Origin of the sequence: Oxalobacteraceae sp. CFBP 8761 (assembly GCA_014841595.1) — a bacterium.
GTDB lineage: Bacteria > Pseudomonadota > Gammaproteobacteria > Burkholderiales > Burkholderiaceae_D > Telluria.
The window spans coordinates 17479-33601 of record JACYUE010000005.1 but is presented as its reverse complement, the minus strand read 5'-3'; the positions used below and the strand labels follow the sequence as shown (position 1 = coordinate 33601).

12 protein-coding genes are annotated in these 16123 nt (G+C 57.8%); 6 read left to right on the top strand and 6 right to left on the bottom strand.

The features are described 5' to 3' along the window. Positions 1 to 120 precede the first annotated feature (120 nt). From IFU00_21305 to dnaA, 6 genes are all read right to left on the bottom strand, one after another. On the bottom strand, positions 121 to 1257 hold the full coding sequence (locus IFU00_21305; protein MBD8544819.1) for an AAA family ATPase: 1137 nt from the start codon (positions 1255 to 1257) through the stop codon (positions 121 to 123). Further along, the gene (locus IFU00_21300; GenBank protein MBD8544818.1) at positions 1254 to 2528 is read right to left on the bottom strand and encodes a restriction endonuclease subunit S; all 1275 of its coding nucleotides are present in this window, start codon (positions 2526 to 2528) and stop codon (positions 1254 to 1256) included. The genes IFU00_21305 and IFU00_21300 overlap by 4 nt, the downstream gene beginning before the upstream one ends. Beyond that, positions 2529 to 5561, bottom strand: a complete 3033-nt coding sequence (locus IFU00_21295; GenBank protein ID MBD8544817.1) for a type I restriction endonuclease subunit R — start codon at positions 5559 to 5561, stop codon at positions 2529 to 2531. Positions 5562 to 5794: 233 nt separating this feature from the next. Next, complete coding sequence (gene gyrB / locus IFU00_21290; protein ID MBD8544816.1) at positions 5795 to 8299, bottom strand: DNA topoisomerase (ATP-hydrolyzing) subunit B; 2505 nt, start codon at positions 8297 to 8299, stop codon at positions 5795 to 5797. Positions 8300 to 8391: 92 nt separating this feature from the next. Further along, positions 8392 to 9498: a DNA polymerase III subunit beta gene (locus IFU00_21285; protein ID MBD8544815.1), complete on the bottom strand. Its 1107-nt coding sequence runs from the start codon at positions 9496 to 9498 to the stop codon at positions 8392 to 8394. A 96-nt stretch (positions 9499 to 9594) separates the two neighbouring features. Continuing rightward, the gene (gene dnaA / locus IFU00_21280; protein ID MBD8544814.1) at positions 9595 to 11022 is read right to left on the bottom strand and encodes a chromosomal replication initiator protein DnaA; all 1428 of its coding nucleotides are present in this window, start codon (positions 11020 to 11022) and stop codon (positions 9595 to 9597) included. 358 nt (positions 11023 to 11380) lie between these two features. Between dnaA and rpmH the strand changes: the two genes are divergently transcribed. From rpmH to IFU00_21250, 6 genes are all read left to right on the top strand, one after another. Further along, positions 11381 to 11515, top strand: coding sequence for a 50S ribosomal protein L34 (rpmH, locus tag IFU00_21275; protein ID MBD8544813.1), 135 nt, complete (start codon positions 11381 to 11383; stop codon positions 11513 to 11515). 27 nt (positions 11516 to 11542) lie between these two features. Then, positions 11543 to 11938 (top strand): ribonuclease P protein component, encoded by a 396-nt coding sequence (rnpA, locus tag IFU00_21270; GenBank protein MBD8544812.1) that lies wholly within the window; start codon positions 11543 to 11545, stop codon positions 11936 to 11938. Beyond that, positions 11935 to 12207, top strand: a complete 273-nt coding sequence (gene yidD / locus IFU00_21265) for a membrane protein insertion efficiency factor YidD (protein MBD8544811.1) — start codon at positions 11935 to 11937, stop codon at positions 12205 to 12207. The genes rnpA and yidD overlap by 4 nt, the downstream gene beginning before the upstream one ends. An 8-nt stretch (positions 12208 to 12215) precedes the next feature. Continuing rightward, positions 12216 to 13895, top strand: coding sequence for a membrane protein insertase YidC (yidC, locus tag IFU00_21260; protein ID MBD8544810.1), 1680 nt, complete (start codon positions 12216 to 12218; stop codon positions 13893 to 13895). A gap of 103 nt (positions 13896 to 13998) precedes the next feature. After that, positions 13999 to 15378 carry a tRNA uridine-5-carboxymethylaminomethyl(34) synthesis GTPase MnmE gene (gene mnmE, locus IFU00_21255; GenBank protein ID MBD8544809.1) on the top strand — a complete coding sequence of 460 codons (1380 nt, stop codon included), beginning with the start codon at positions 13999 to 14001 and terminating at the stop codon, positions 15376 to 15378. A gap of 40 nt (positions 15379 to 15418) precedes the next feature. Then, positions 15419 to 16000 (top strand): DUF1439 domain-containing protein, encoded by a 582-nt coding sequence (locus IFU00_21250; protein MBD8544808.1) that lies wholly within the window; start codon positions 15419 to 15421, stop codon positions 15998 to 16000. Positions 16001 to 16123 lie beyond the last annotated feature (123 nt).

Here is a 16123-nt window from a genome sequence, read left to right as displayed (position 1 = left end):
TAGTACCTTGAGCTCGTCACCGTCTTATGGTTGCCATCGAGAATTCCTCGATAGTTGCCTCGCGGCTTGGTTTGCTCATGATATTGGTAGTAGTATAAGCACCCTCAATTATCACGGTGCTTACAAAATGCCCGGTAGATTGAATTTAAACTCATTTATGAAGTCTTTGAGAATACGGCGGAACAGCTCCTTATTATCGTCACCCATTTCCGTAGGATCGTAGATGGCATATGCACCGTGGCTGAGTAGATTGATTACGCGGTTGTAGAGGGCTCTGTCTTCTTCGTTATTGATTTTCTTTAGGCAAAAAGAAATGTCTGAATGACCAAAGAAGGACGCGGTTTTTTCCATAATGCTACGCAATGCATTAAAGTGATAGGTATACAACTTACCTTTAGCCGGATCTGAAGCCAGTTGAAGCTCAGCAAGGGTTGCAACGTGATGATAAAAAGGCGTGTCGTCGGTCGCTCGAAGGGTATAAACACCGTCGCCATTAGGACGATGAAGAAAATACCGTTTAAGGGCTACCTTAGGCTGAGCCTCTTTAGATCTGCCGATCTCATTACACATCACGTTAAAAAAAAGTGCATGGTGCGACGAAAAAACGATTTTTATAGGATTCGCCTCTCCGTTTTGGGCTTTTCTACTCGCGGCGCGACGAAGGAGCTTTGCCAAGTCACAAGCGACAGAAATAGCACTGTTGTCGTCGAGCGAAGAAATCGGGTCGTCTATATAGAGATATTTCTTTGATTGATAGGAGACGTGGCCATCAAGCATGCGCTCACAGATGGCCATAAACAGGCACCAGATGAAAATATTCTGCTCACCGCGCGATATTTTGATGTTCTCCGCAGTGTCTTTGCGGAAGGAGACTTTCCACGAATCATAGTCAATATCAAAATCAAAGTCTGCATATCGGTTGAGGTAGCCGGCGATGGTTTCATCCAACGAAAGGTCTTTTAGCCCATTGAAAAAGTTGGAGTCTGGGTTTAGCTGTAGGTAACGGGACGTATCTTCATCAAGATCATTTTCCCAGGTAAACAAATCTTCCGTAAAAGCGTTGAAGTAAAGTGTATCTGAGTTCCCGCCGTTTTTCCGCTTCCCTGCGTCCTTAAACTCCATCGAAAGGCGTGTCTTGCCAGTTCGGTTATATGCATAGACTAGTATTAGTTGCGTGGGCTTCGTTGGATTGTTTAAGTCGTCGCGTAAACGATGAACCAATCTGCGCAGACTAGTAAATTTACGGATGCCACTCACGCTTCGCCCTCTTCAGGTGCAGGGAAGAGTTGCTGCATAATGCCCATTCTGTGAGCCTTCAGAGCTTCGAGTTGATCAGCCTCGAAGGTTATCTTGGTGTCAAGTGACGACAGACAGTTCGCAATTTGGACCTGCTCGTTGACTGAGACGGGCAAGACTACCTCCAGTTTCTCAAATTCCTTCTGACCCAACGTCTTGTTTCTACCCGCGCCGCCGGGTGAGGCCATGCCCAAAAGGCGCTTGCCTTCTTTGGTGACGAAAAAATTTTTGATGTATTCGACATCGCATTTCCCCGGTTTTGCCACATACATGGGAAATCGATGAGACGCGATCATTTCGGTTTCCTTTTCAGAAGTCGTCGCCACGGCTTGCTCCCAAGCGAAAACAATGTTTAATACTAGCGCGTCTTGCACCACCTTGAACACCCGTTTTTCACCAATGACTTTCCCGAGAACAGGCACTTTGTGGAAGATGCCCTTTCCATGAGACCGGATGCCGATCTCTCGATACATTTTTTCCGGTTCGACACTTACAGCGAATGAGGCTTTACTCATTAAGCTGCCGATCTTCTTGGAATGCCAAGAGCTGAGACCAGTGAACTCGGGGAAGCGGAGGCGAGGAACAGTCTCGCCTTCGTGGGGAAGAAGCTGCTGCATTAGGCCACGTTTGTAAGTCTTCAAGGCATCAACTTTATGCCGCTGTACGGTGATCAGCTCGTCTAGCGAGCCCAGGCAGTCAGCAATCTTCTGTTGCTCGGCGCGCGACGGGCGGAAAATAGTAAGAGGCTCTAGTTCAGCGTAGTAGAGGTTCTTGACATTCTGGCCCTCAACAACCTTTGCAAACTGCTTGTACAAATGCCGAAAATAGTAGGTATAGAAAAGCGGTATTTCTTTGGTTTGAAACACGCTGATCATTTCACCGATTGCAACATTTGCTAAAGGCAAATAGGAACAGCACTTTCCGAAGTCTTCGGGTTTCTCTCCAACGCGAGGAACGAGAATTTCTCCGCCTTTGCTAAATCGAAGATTGCTTGGGTCGATGTTAGTTCGTGACGCAGTTTCCGTAATAACTGCTCCGAATTTGGTATATAGCTCGCCGTATCGAACACAAGGCGTAGGTGCATCTGCCGCTAAAGACCATTTAGGGGCACTTTTTCCGTAATGGAAATTACCGATCTCGCCAATTGTGGTTTTTTCCCATGCTTGCGCATCTCTAAACTCCGGAAAGCGAAGCTGAGGCACCAGCCCGGTCTTAAAGTCCTTCATCATCATTCAATCCTCGTAAGCCTGAAGGCCCGAAATATCGCGGTCGCCAGCGCGCCGCTTTAACAGCAGCACCAGATCGTCCATTAGGGCCAGCTCTTTCTGTGTGCGCGCCTTCCATCCCAGCTCCAACGGGGCGAGGAGTTCGGTTAGTTGCTCGCCATCGAAGATACGGCGCTCCAGCACCGCATCCACAAAGCCTTGCAGGTCTGCCGTGGGCACGCCATGTTTGGTTGCCAACTCTGCCAGCTCGCGGGCGGCTTTCACCGCCTTGAATTCTTCGTAGCCCGTACGGATAGCGCGCTCGTCCAGGCCCTCACCCGCCTTGAGGCTCATCACGTATTCGGTGATGTCCTCGCGCTCATCGAGGAACTTGGCATCGACTCCGATCAGGCCGACCAGTTGTTCGCGACTCATCCTCGCCTTGCCGGGCTTCTTGGTAGAGAAGTCGGCAATGAGCTTCATGATGTAGTCGTAATCAATCGTCGCGGACGCGAACAGAACGAACTCGAAATCGAGCAGCTCCATCGCTTCGAGCTTATCGCCAACGGATCGGTTACCAGGGCTCGCGCGTTCATCGCGTAGGCGCTTTGCGGTTTCCAGGTACTGACTGCGGAAGGCGTTAAGTTCGTCGCCGGGTAAGATGGTTTGGATGGCCTCTGCCTGCTCGGACGTGAGGTCTGTGTACTGGTCGAGCTGGGTTTGCAGTTTCTGTACTTCCTTGAACTGCCGCACGAATTCGACACGTGCTTCGTTGCCCATTAGTTTTGCGACGTCTTCTGGTTTTCCGGCAAGGCCTTGTGATTGCATGAAGTCCTGCAAGGCATGCTTCGCTTCCTTGAGCTTGTCGATAACAATAGGCGCCTTGTCGACCAGCCAGATTTCGCGAGCTTTGTCTGCCTTCGCGCCGGAGAAAAGGGCTATGGCCGCGTCTACCGCATCCTGCTGACCACGGAAATCCAGGATGTGGCCGTAGGGCTTGGTGTCGTTCAGCACGCGGTTGGTGCGGCTGAAGGCTTGGATGAGGCCATGCTGCTTTAGATTTTTGTCGACGTAGAGGGTGTTGAGGTACTTGCTGTCGAAGCCGGTGAGCAGCATATCAACGACGATGGTGATGTCGATCTTGTGCTGTTCGATGCCGGGATTGCCCTTGCGCAGGTCTTCGTCCGGCCACTGTTGGTCTTTGATACGTTGTTGCACGTCCTGGTAGTAGAGGTCAAACTCTTCAATGCGATGATTGGTGCCGAAGCGCACGTTGTAGCAGGCGATGATGTCAGCCAGCGCTATCTTCTTGGCGTCCGGCTCTTGTTGGTTATCCGCCAACTCGTTGGGCAGGTCTTCCTGGAGCTGGCGCACGTCGGCACTAACGTCGCCTGGCGGTGAGAATACAGCGGCGATGTTGAGCGGCAGGAAACCAGAATCTGCCCGCAGCTTCTCAGCTTGTATCTCTTTAAACAAGCGGTGATATTCGATCGCCTCATTGATTGACGCTGTGGCGAAGATGGCGTTGAACTTGCGCTCGCCCGTTGCAGCGTTGTGTTTGGCAAGAATAGCTTCGATGATGGCGCGCTTAGCAATCTTCTCGCCTTGTTTAAGTGAGTTCTTGCCGTCTGGCATGAAGTAGTCGACGTGAAACTTCAAGACATTGCGGTCTTCAATCGCATGGGTAATGGTGTATTCGTGTAAGGACTGCTGGAAGAGATCTTCTGTGGTCTTCATCGTCTGTTCTTCACCCGTGATCTGCTTAAAACTCGCGTTCTCCGGAAAGATGGGTGTGCCGGTAAAGCCGAAGAGCTGGGCCTTGGGGAAGAACTCCTTGATGGTCTGGTGGTTCTCGCCGAACTGCGAGCGATGGCATTCGTCGAAGATGAAAACGACCCGCTTATCACGCAAGGCTTCGAGCTGATTGGCATAGGTGGCAAGGCCACGCTTTTCACGGCTCTTGTTACGCTTGCTGTTCTCGTTCAGCGCGATTCCCAGCTTCTGGATGGTGCAGACGATGACCTTGTCGGCAGCATCGTCAGAACGCAAGCGACGAACAAGTTCGGCGGTATTGGTGTTGCTCTCTACGCAGCCTTCCTGGAAGCGGTTGAATTCCTCGCGAGTCTGGCGGTCGAGGTCTTTACGGTCGACCACGAACAGGCATTTCTCGATGACCGGGTTGGCCTTCAACAGTGTCGAGGCTTTGAAGCTCGTCAGTGTCTTGCCACTGCCTGTGGTGTGCCAGATAAAGCCGTTGCCGCTGTGTTCTTCAATGCATTTGACGATGTTCTTGACGGCATAAATCTGATAAGGCCGCATCATGAGAAGCTTCTGCTCGCTGGCCACAAGCACCATATAGCGGCTGATTATCTGGCCCAGCGTGCACTTTGGTAAAAATGATTCGGCAAATTCATCAAGCCCATTTATCTTCGTATTGTCCGGTGCCGCAAACTGATAGATGGGCAGGAAGCGCTCGTCGGCGTTGAAGCTAAAGTGCCGCGCGTTATTATTGGCGAAGTAGTAAGTGGAATTGCGGTTACTAACAATGAACACTTGTATGAAGCACAGCAGCGTGCGCGTGAAGCCATTGCCCGGGTCGTTCTTGTATTCGACGATCTGCTCGATGGCACGGCGCGGATTGATGCCAAGTGTCTTTAGCTCGATTTGCACCACCGGCACGCCATTGATAAGCAAGATGACGTCGAAACGGTGGTGGCTGTAGTCGCTGCTGATGCGCAGTTGATTAATTACCTCAAAGCTGTTTTTGCACCAGTCGTCGATGTTAACTAGTGTGTAATTTAGTGGCGTGCCGTCTTCACGAATGAAACTGTTACGGGTGCGCAGGGTTTGAGCGGCGGTGAAGACGTCGGGCGTGACAATCTCTTCGAGTAGGCGCGCGAATTCCTCATCTGTAAGCTTTACACGGTTGAGCTGCTGGAACTTATCACGGAAGTTGGCTTCGAGCGTAGCCCGGTCACGGATGTCTGGACGGGTGGCATATTTCAGCTCGCCGAGTTTATCGATGAAGTTCCGTTCGATCTGGTGTTCTTTTGTTGTCATTAATCGGTTCCTGCCTTTTGGATGTGTGGAAGTTGCGAACAGGCAGCCCCCTGGAGCAGACGAACAGGCGAGAGGTGAGAGTAAATTTAAATTCCAAATTTCCCAAAGATAATTAAATAAAATTCGTTAAATGGCGAGGGATCTTAAAATAAAAAGCGGCCCTTTTTCTAGGGCCGCCGCCATTTCAAATTATGAGATTTATTTCATGAATTTTGAGATCCTACACAAACATCTTAAACGTCAATATTGCCAGCCCTCAACGCATTCGCCTCAATAAAGTTCCGACGTGGCTCCACGTCATCCCCCATCAACGTCGTAAAGATCTGATCCGCCGCGATTGCATCATCGATCTGCACCTTCAGCAGACGACGCACAGTCGGATCCATCGTGGTTTCCCACAGCTGCGACGGGTTCATCTCGCCCAGACCTTTGTAACGCTGCTTCGACACGCCGCGTTCGGCTTCTTCACGCAGCCACAGCATCGCTGCGTGGAAGTCGCGCACGGCGAATTCCTTCATGCGCTCGCCTTCGCCGCGGCGCACGATCGCGCCTTCGCCCATCAGGCCCTGGAACGTTGCTGCCGAGTTGGCCAGCACCGCGTAATCGGCGCCCGCCACGAAGTCGGCGTCGATCGACGTCACCTGCACGTTGCCGTGGTAGATGCGTTCGATGCGCAGTGCGTGCTTCTCGGACAGGTCGTCTGAGCGCACCTTGACCTTGACGGCTGGGTCGTTGATCGATTTTTCCATCGCCTGCGCCGATGCTTCGGCGTTGTCGAGCGTGGTCAGGTCCAGTGCCACGCCGCCGCTGAAGATCGCGGTCAGTGCGGCCCGGTCGATCACGCGCGTCAGGCGCATCATGATGGTGTTGGCCAGGTTGTACTGGCGTGCCAGTTCGCCCAGCGCTTCGCCGCTGATCGGCTCGGCGCCATCGCGCGGGATGAGCGACGCGGTATTGAGCGCGAACGTCATCATGTAGCTGGCTTCTTCGATGTCGTCCTTCAGATAGCGTTCGTCGCGGCCGGCCTTGACCTTGTACAGCGGCGGTTGTGCGATGTAGATGTGGCCGCGCTCGACCAGTTGCGGCATCTGGCGATAGAACAGCGTCAGCAGCAGGGTACGGATGTGGGCGCCGTCGACGTCCGCATCGGTCATGATGATGATGCGGTGGTAGCGCAGTTTTTCGACGTTGAATTCGTCCGGGCCGATCGAGGTACCGAGCGTGGCGATCAGGGTCGTGATCTGCTCCGACGACAGCATCTTTTCGAAGCGCGCCTTTTCCACGTTCAGCACCTTGCCGCGCAGCGGCAGGATGGCCTGGAACTTGCGGTCGCGGCCTTGCTTGGCCGAGCCGCCTGCCGAGTCACCCTCGACGATGTACAGTTCGGCCAGCGCCGGGTCGCGTTCCTGGCAGTCGGCCAGTTTCGACGACAGGCCCAGGCCGTCCATGACGCCTTTGCGGCGCGTCAGGTCGCGTGCCTTGCGCGCGGCTTCGCGGGCGCGGGCGGCTTCGACGATCTTGCCGCAGATGATCTTGGCGTCGTTCGGCTTTTCGGCCAGGAAGTCGGTCAGGGTTTTGGCGACGATCTCTTCGACCGGGCCGCGCACTTCGGACGACACCAGTTTATCCTTGGTCTGCGACGAGAATTTTGGTTCCGGCACTTTCACTGACAGCACGCAGGTCAAGCCTTCGCGCATGTCGTCGCCAGAGATTTCGACCTTGGCCTTCTTGGCGAACTCGTGCTCGTCGATGTACTTGTTGATCACGCGCGTCATGGCAGCGCGCAGGCCCGTCAGGTGGCTGCCGCCGTCGCGCTGCGGGATGTTGTTCGTGAAGCACAGGACCTGTTCGTTGAAGGCGTCGTTCCACTGCATCGAGACGTCGACCGAGATGTTCGTGTTCTGGTCCGACATGCGCTCGCCGGTCGCCTGGAAGACGGTCGGGTGCAGCACGTTCTTGGTCTTGTTGATGTATTCGACGAAGCCGCGCGTGCCGCCCTCGAATGCATAAATTTCTTCCTTGCCCGAGCGCTGGTCGGTCAGCTTGATGCTCACGCCATTGTTCAGGAACGACAGTTCGCGGATGCGCTTGGACAGGATTTCGTAGTGGAACTCGACGTGGTTGAAGATGGTCTCGTCGGCCCAGAAGTGCACGTCGGTGCCGCGCTTGTCGGTTTCGCCGATGACCTTGATGGGCGAGACTTCGATGCCGTTGACCATCGCCAGTTCGCGGTTTTGCGGCACGCCGCGCACGAATTCCATCTGGTGCACTTTGCCGTCGCGGCGGATCGTCACGCGCAGCAGTTTTGACAGTGCATTCACGCACGACACACCCACGCCGTGCAGGCCGCCGGAAACTTTGTACGAGTTCTGGTCGAACTTGCCGCCAGCGTGCAATTCGGTCAGGACGATCTCGGCTGCCGAGCGTTTCGGCTCGTGCTTGTCGTCCATTTTCAGGCCGACCGGGATGCCGCGGCCGTTGTCGGTGATCGAGATCGAATTGTCCGAGTGGATCGTGACGTGGATTTCGGTGCAGTGGCCGGCCAGCGATTCGTCGATCGAGTTGTCCAGCACTTCGAAGACCAGGTGGTGCAGGCCGGTGCCGTCGGACGTGTCGCCAATGTACATGCCCGGGCGCTTGCGCACCGCTTCCAGGCCTTCCAGGATCTGGATCGAGGAGGCGCCATAATCATCCACCGGGATGGCGGGGATATTTTCTGCTGGGGTATTCTCGGACATGGACTACTTTCTTTAAAACTGAGTATTTCAGACCGGCACGCGAAGCGTGCGGTACGCTGCATCCGGGCCGCCGGAGCGGCCCGTTCGAGGCATCAAATACGCATCGGCATGACGACATACTTGAAGTCGCCGACCTCGGGAATCGAGATCAGCGCCGACGAGTTCGAGTCGCCCAGGGCGATGTTGACCTGGTCGCACTTCAGGTTGTTGAGCACGTCGAGCAGGTAAGTCACGTTAAAGCCGATGTCGATCGAATCGCCACCGTAGTCGATCTCGAGTTCTTCGACTGCTTCTTCCTGGTCGGCATTGGTCGAGCTGATCTTCATGACGCCCGGCTCGATGATGCAGCGCACGCCCTTGAACTTGTCACTGGTCATGATCGCGGCACGCTGCAGCGAGCGCAGCAGTTCATCGCGGCTGATCGTGAAGTCGTTCTTGTAACCTTTTGGAATCACGCGCGTGTAGTCAGGGAACTTGCCTTCAACCAGTTTCGAGACCAGCTCGATGTCGGCGAAGGTCAGTTTCACTTGCGACGCGGCGATGTCCAGGCGGACCGTTTCATCGCTTTCTTCCAGCAGGCGCTGCAGTTCGATGATGGTCTTGCGCGGGATGATCACTTCCTGACGCTCGAACTGCTGTTCGGTTTCCACCGAGCAGAAGGCCAGGCGGTGACCGTCAGTCGCCACGGCAATGATGTTGCTGCCGTCGAGCACCAGCAGCAGACCGTTCAGGTAGTAGCGGATGTCCTGCTGCGCCATCGAGAAGTACACCATGTTGAACAGGTGCTTGAGTGTCTTTTGCGGCAGCGTGACCGATGCGTTGTAGGTGTCGGCGATCGAGACGGTCGGGAACTCTTCGGCCGCGAGCGTCTGCAGCGCGAAGCGCGACTTGCCGCTCTGCACGGCCAGGCGTTTGTTTTGCAGCGTCATCGTGACGTCGCCCGATTCCGGCAGCGCGCGCAGGATGTCGAGCAGCTTGCGCGCGGCGACCGTCGTGCCGGCAACTTCGTCGCCAGCGCCGATATTGGCGTGCGTGGTGATCTGTACTTCGGTGTCGGTCGACAGGAACGACACGTTCTGGCCATCTTTGCGAATGAGGATATTGGCCAGAATCGGCATAGTGTGCCGACGCTCGACAATACCACTCACGATCTGCAGTGGCCGGAGAAGCGTATCTCGGGTGGATTTGACCAGTTGCATTTTATCCTCAGTACGTTTGATTGGTTAATTATTACTAAAACGATATTGTGCCATTGCCTGCGGCAAACACAAGGCGTCTGCCCGGCTGCTGCCGGATTACCCTTTCAGGGTCTGTTCCAGCACGTGCAACTCGTGATTGCATTCGGGATTCTTCTGGCGGTCGCCCGCGATCTTGCGCACCGCGTGCAACACAGTCGTGTGGTCGCGTCCGCCGAACAGTTCGCCGATTTCCGGCAAGCTCTTTTGCGTCAGTTCCTTGGCCAGGTACATGGCGATCTGGCGCGGGCGGGCGATGTTGGCCGGCCGGCGCTTCGAGTACATGTCCGCGACCTTGATATTGAAGAAATCCGCCACCGTCTTCTGGATGTTTTCCACCGAGATCTGGCGGTTCTGCACCGACAGCAGATCCTTCAGCGCTTCTTTGACGACGTCGATCGTGATGTCCTTGCCGTGGAAGCGCGAGTACGCCAGGATCTTGCGCAGTGCACCTTCGAGTTCGCGCACGTTCGAGCGCAGGTGTTTTGCCACGAAGAAGGCGACGTCGTCCGACAGCGTCACGTCTTCGGATTGCGCTTTTTTCAGCAGAATCGCGACGCGCATTTCCAGCTCCGGCGGCTCGATCGCCACCGTCAGGCCGGAATCGAAACGCGAGATCAGGCGGTCATCCATGCCCGTGATCTCTTTCGGATAGGTATCCGACGTGATGATGATCTGTTTCTTCGCGGCGATCAGCGCCTCGAATGCATAGAAGAACTCTTCCTGCGTGCGGCTTTTGCCGCCGAAGAACTGAATATCATCGATCAGCAGCATGTCGAGCGAGTGATAGTAGTGCTTGAAATCGTCGAAGCCCTTGCGTTGATAGGCGGTGACGACGTCGCGCACGTACTGCTCGGCGTGGATGTAGCGGATGCGCGCGTTCGGCTGGTCGGCCATGACCTGGTTGCCGATCGCATGGATCAGGTGAGTCTTACCCAGGCCCACGCCGCCGTAGAAGAACAGCGGGTTGTACGACACGCCCGGGTTGTTCGCCACCTGGATCGCGGCGGCGCGCGCCAGTTGGTTGGCCTTACCGGTCACGAAGCTGTCGAAGGTCAGCTCGGTGTTGATGCGGCTTTGCTCGCGTTTCGGCGAGTTGGCGATGTTCAGGTTCTGGTTGTGGCTCGGGCCGTTGCCGCTGTTCGGGCTCGGGTGCTCAGCGCCGGGCGCCGGGCGCGGGGCGTTGAAGTCGACGGTTGCGGTCGAACCGGACGCACCGGCGCTGACCGTGTTGCGCGATGGGTGCGTTTTGGGGTCGAGCACAAACTGCACCTCGACCGGCGCTTCCCAGTACTGGGCTGCCAACTCCGTGATGCGGGTGGCAAACTGTGTCTTGACCCAGTCGAGCTTGAAGCGATTCGGTGCGGCCACGCGCAGCTTGCCGTCTTCGTAGTCGAGGGCGACCAGCGGTTTGATCCACGCGCTATATTGCTGTGGCGTGAGCTCGAGCTCTAGCTGCGCGGAACAGGTCTGCCAAAAATTTTCCATTACTTCGCTTGTTGATACGTAACACGCTATTTTACCCGCACCGGACAAAGTTATCCACAGGCGCTACACATATTTTCCACCGAAACGGCCTGTCGGGGTGCCCGGCAGGCGGGCCGGGAAGGGCGGTGGAGGCGGCCTGCGAAACAACATCAACCTTGACACTGATGCGCGAATTAGAGTCTAATTCAGGGTTCCCCGTCCGTGCACCGTGTCAGGCTGATAATTTCAGCGGCTGGTAGTCGGGCGAAGAGAGACCTGTGGCATGACGCGAGCTTAATCTGCGAAATTGTCATCGGCGCCGAATCTGACTCAAGTCAGACCCGATTTTGCATCTTATTTTGCTTTAAGCGAGACCACCATGAAACGTACTTACCAACCTTCCGTCGTCCGTCGCAAGCGCACGCACGGCTTCCGCGCACGTATGGCTACCCGTGGTGGCCGTCAAGTCCTGAACGCTCGCCGCGCCAAAGGCCGCAAGCGTCTGGCTGTCTAAGTCACACACCGCACGTTGCGGTCAGTGATGACAGGCGAAGGTTCGCACGACTTCGCGCGCGTTCGGCGCATCGTTAAAACGGATGAATTTTCATCCGTTTTTCGTTTGCGGCCAGCGCAAAAAACGGCGCATTTCGTGCTCTATACGCGACCGAACGCACTGCCGCATGCGCGGCTGGGCGTCGTTGCGGCCAAGCGCTTTGCGCCGCGCGCGGTCACGCGCAACACGATCAAGCGCATCACGCGCGAACTGTTCCGCACCACCGGCCTGCCGCCTGTCGATTGCATCGTCCGCTTGTCGCGGCCGGTCAACGGCAAGGATGGCCCGGCCACGAACCGGGCCCTGAAGGCCGCATTGAAGGTGGAACTGACGCGCCTGTTCGCGCCGCAGCTGCGGCGCCCGGCGCCGGTGGACGCGGCATGAAAACGCTGCTCGTCTCGCTGTTTGTCGGGATCTTGCGCGGTTATCAACTGCTGATCTCGCCGATGCTCGGGCCGCGCTGCCGTTTCTATCCCAGTTGTTCCAATTATGCGATCGAAGCGTTGCGCGTCCACGGCGCTGCACGCGGCTCATGGCTGGCCGCGCGCCGCGTGGGCCGCTGCCATCCGTGGCATGCGGGCGGCCTCGACCCGGTGCCGCCTGCAGGCACCAAGGAATCCCATTCAGCCGCTTGCGGTTGCAACCACTCCTGAAGACTCCAATGGAATTCAATAAACGTACTGTCCTGTGGATCGTGTTCGCCATTTCCCTGATTGTTCTTTGGAACAATTGGATGGTGGCTAACGGCAAACAGTCGATGTTCTCACCGGCGCGTCCGGCGCAGGTTGCCCAGCAAAAGCCATCCGATGTGCCGGCTGCACCGCAAGCGGGCAGCAATGCCGTGCCCGGTGTGCCGGCCACGCCAGGTGCAGCTGCTGTTCCTGGCGGCGCGCCAGTGGCGGCCGTGGCGAGCCCGCTCGTCACCGTCACCACCGACGTCGTCAAGGTCGACATCGACCCGGTCGGCGGCGTGATCAAGCGCCTCGAGATGCTGAAGTACCGCGATCACTTCGACAAGACCAAGAACCAGGTCCTGTTCAGCGTGAACGGTCCGAACGTGTATCTGGGCCAGACTGGCCTGATCGGCACCACCGCCACCGGCGTGCTGCCGAACCACACCACGCCGTTCACCGTGCGTCCTGGCGTGCGTACGCTGGGCGCGAATGGCCAGGTGCAGGTCGTGATGGATGCAGAGCAGGCCGGCGTGCGCCTGACCAAGACACTGACGTTCCGCAAGGGCGACTACCTGATCGGCGTGCGTCACGACGTGACCAATATCGGCACCGCGCCGGTCCAGCCATCGCTGTACCTGCAGCTGCAGCATGACGGCACCAAGCCGGCCACCGATTCGTGGTTCATGCCAAGCTACACCGGCCCGACGCTGTACACGAGCACCGACAAGTACCAGAAGCTGACCTTCGAGCAGATCGAAAAGGGCAGTGCGGATCACGCGCTGAAAGCCGACAACGGCTGGGTCGCGATCTCGCAGCACTTCTTCGTCTCGGCCTTCATTCCGGCCGACCGGGCGCCGCGCGACATCTTCACCAAGAAGATCGCCACCAACCTGTATGCGATCGGTACCGTGCAGTCGATGGGCACCGTGGCGCCTGGCGCCACCGTGTCAGTCGATTCGCGCCTGTATTCGGGGCCGCAGGACGAGCGCACGCTGGAAACCATCACCCCGGGCCTGGAGCTGGTGAAGGACTACGGCATGCTGACCGTGATCGCCAAGCCGATCTTCTGGGTCATGACGCAGCTGCACGCGATGCTGGGCAACTGGGGCTGGACCATCGTCGCCCTGACCATCCTGATCAAGCTGGCGTTCTTCCCGCTGTCGGCGGCAGGTTATCGCAGCATGGCCAAGATGCGTGTGGTCACGCCAAAAATGCAGGCGATCCGCGAACGCTTCAAGAGCGATCCGGTCAAGATGCAGCAAGCCACGATGGAGCTGTACAAGACCGAGAAAATCAATCCGCTGGGCGGCTGCCTGCCGATCCTGGTGCAGATGCCGGTGTTCTTCGCCCTGTACTGGGTGCTGCAGGCGTCGGTCGAGATGCGCGGCGCGCCATGGATCGGCTGGATCCAGGATCTGACGCAGCCTGACCCGTTCTACATCCTGCCGGTCATCTACGCGGTGTCGATGTTCATCACGACCAAGCTCAATCCGCAGCCGACCGATCCGGTGCAGGCCAAGATGATGCTGTTCATGCCGATCGCGTTCTCGGTGGTGTTCTTCTTCTTCCCGTCCGGCCTCGTGCTGTACTGGGTGGTCAACAACATCCTGTCGATCGCGCAGCAGTGGGTCATCACGCGCAAGTTCGAGACGGCCGCCGCGAAGTAAGCTGCCGGCGTCATCGAGAAAAGCCCGCGCCTTGTGCGCGGGCTTTTTTGTTTTTCGCGGTCCGCCGATAGGCCCGGCCGCGCGCATCCCTTACAATCGCCCCATGAAACTCGATACCTCACCCATCGCCGCCATCGCCACTGCCCCTGGCCGCGGCGGCATTGGCGTCGTGCGCGCCTCCGGCAAGGAACTGGGCGCGCTGATCGCCGCGCTGTTCCCCGGTGCGACGCTCGCGCCGCGCCACGCAACCTATATTCCGTTCAAGGCCGCCAACGGCGACATCATCGACGAAGGCCTGGCCCTGTACTTCCCGGGACCGCACTCGTACACCGGCGAAGACGTGCTGGAGCTGCAGGGTCACGGCGGCCCGATCGTGCTGCAGATGCTGCTGGGACGCGTGCTCGAGGCGGGCAGCAGCATGGATTTGCGCCTGGCAGAACCGGGCGAATTCACGCGCCGCGCGTTCCTCAACGACAAGCTCGACCTGGCCCAGGCCGAGGCGGTGGCCGACCTGATCGACGCTTCCACTGAAGCTGCCGCCAAGTCGGCGTCGCAGTCGCTGTCGGGCGCGTTTTCGCAGGTGGTGCACACGCTGGTGGATCAGACGACCAATCTGCGCATGCTGGTCGAGGCCACGCTCGACTTCCCGGAAGAAGAAATCGACTTCCTCGAAAAATCGAACGCGCGCGGCCAGCTGGCCGGGATCATCACGGCGCTGGAACACGTGTTCCGTCAGGCGGCGCAAGGCGCGCTGCTGCGCGAAGGGTTGAATGTGGTGCTGGTCGGGCAGCCGAACGTGGGCAAGTCGTCACTGCTGAACGCACTGGCCGGCGCCGACGTCGCGATCGTCACGCCGATTGCCGGCACCACGCGCGACAAGGTCAGCGAGACGATCCAGATCGAGGGCATCCCGCTGAACATCATCGACACCGCCGGCATCCGCGCGATCAGTGACGAGATCGACGTGGTCGAGCGCATCGGCATCGAGCGCACCTGGGGCGAAGTGGGCAAGGCCGACGTGATCCTGCATCTGCTGGACGCGAACCTTGGCCCGAGCGCGGCCGACGAAGCCATCGTCGCGGCCTTCCCGGCCAATGTGCCGGTGGTGCGCATCTGGAACAAGATCGACCTGTCGGGCCACAAGCCGTCAAAAGATGAAAGCACGGACGCCGTGCACCTGTATCTGTCGGCGCACGAAAAGCTCGGCATCGACCTGCTGCGCGCCGAACTGCTGCGCATCGCCGGCTGGCAGCAGACGGGCGAGTCGCTGTTCCTGGCGCGCGAGCGGCATTTGATTGCACTGCGCGCGGCAAGCGAGCACCTGGAACTGGCACGCCAGCATGCAATGCAGGATGACCAGTCGCTGGACCTGTTTGCCGAAGAGCTGCGGCTGGCGCAGGATCAGCTGTCCAGCATCACCGGGCAGTTCACGCCGGATGATTTGCTGGGGGTGATTTTCGGGCGATTCTGTATCGGAAAGTAAGCATCGCGTGCGCCGCGGCCCGGCATGCTAGGCTTGGAACATGGACCAGCACATTACCTCTTCCAAGCTTCATCCCGCGCGCCGCACGGCGCTGCGCCTGACTGCCGCATTCGTTGGCGCCTGCTTACTCTCATCCTGCGCCAGCGTCCTCGGCCCGCGCCAGGTCGAGCTGCCGCTGCACAAGCTGCAATCCAGCCTCGACAAGCGCTTCCCGATCAACGAACGCCTGCTCGACATTTTTGACGTCCAGCTCACGCGTCCGCAATTGTCGCTGGTGCCGGACCAAGACCGGGTCGCGCTTGCCGTCGATGCGTCGGTTGCGCCACCATTTGCGCGCGCCTGGGCCGGCAACGTTGCGTTCTCGGGCCGCCTGTACATCGATCCGGGGCGCGCCGCCGTCATGATGGCCGAGCCGCGCGTCGACCGTCTGCAGCTTGGCAATCCCGAGGCCGAGCGCCGGCTGGCGCGCGTGGCCAATACGCTGATCGACACTGTCGCGCGCGACATGCCGGTGTATGCGTTCGACCAGAGCGACTTGCGTTATGCCGGCGTGCAGTTCGTTCCGACGCGCATCCAGACCACCCGCACGGGCCTTGTCGTCACGCTCGAACCGGCGAAGTAACGCAACCCGATCCGCATGTTGCAGTTACGTCAAATTGCATCGGCATGGCAGGTCAGGGATTGCACCCACATTGCATTGGGAGCACACTGATACGCAAAGAACCGCAGTGATGGGTTCGCCAGT

Excerpts from the sequence above, each read along its gene's own strand:
- rpmH (MBD8544813.1), top strand. The coding sequence starts at position 11,381 with ATGAAACGTACTTACCAACCTTCCGTCGTCCGTCGCAAGCGCACGCAC.
- yidD (MBD8544811.1), top strand. The coding sequence starts at position 11,935 with ATGAAAACGCTGCTCGTCTCGCTGTTTGTCGGGATCTTGCGCGGTTAT.
- IFU00_21250 (MBD8544808.1), top strand. The coding sequence starts at position 15,419 with ATGGACCAGCACATTACCTCTTCCAAGCTTCATCCCGCGCGCCGCACG.
- IFU00_21295 (MBD8544817.1), bottom strand. The coding sequence starts at position 5,561 with ATGACAACAAAAGAACACCAGATCGAACGGAACTTCATCGATAAACTC.
- yidC (MBD8544810.1), top strand. The coding sequence starts at position 12,216 with ATGGAATTCAATAAACGTACTGTCCTGTGGATCGTGTTCGCCATTTCC.
- mnmE (MBD8544809.1), top strand. The coding sequence starts at position 13,999 with ATGAAACTCGATACCTCACCCATCGCCGCCATCGCCACTGCCCCTGGC.
- rnpA (MBD8544812.1), top strand. The coding sequence starts at position 11,543 with ATGACAGGCGAAGGTTCGCACGACTTCGCGCGCGTTCGGCGCATCGTT.
- IFU00_21300 (MBD8544818.1), bottom strand. The coding sequence starts at position 2,528 with ATGATGATGAAGGACTTTAAGACCGGGCTGGTGCCTCAGCTTCGCTTT.
- dnaA (MBD8544814.1), bottom strand. The coding sequence starts at position 11,022 with ATGGAAAATTTTTGGCAGACCTGTTCCGCGCAGCTAGAGCTCGAGCTC.
- IFU00_21285 (MBD8544815.1), bottom strand. The coding sequence starts at position 9,498 with ATGCAACTGGTCAAATCCACCCGAGATACGCTTCTCCGGCCACTGCAG.
- gyrB (MBD8544816.1), bottom strand. The coding sequence starts at position 8,299 with ATGTCCGAGAATACCCCAGCAGAAAATATCCCCGCCATCCCGGTGGAT.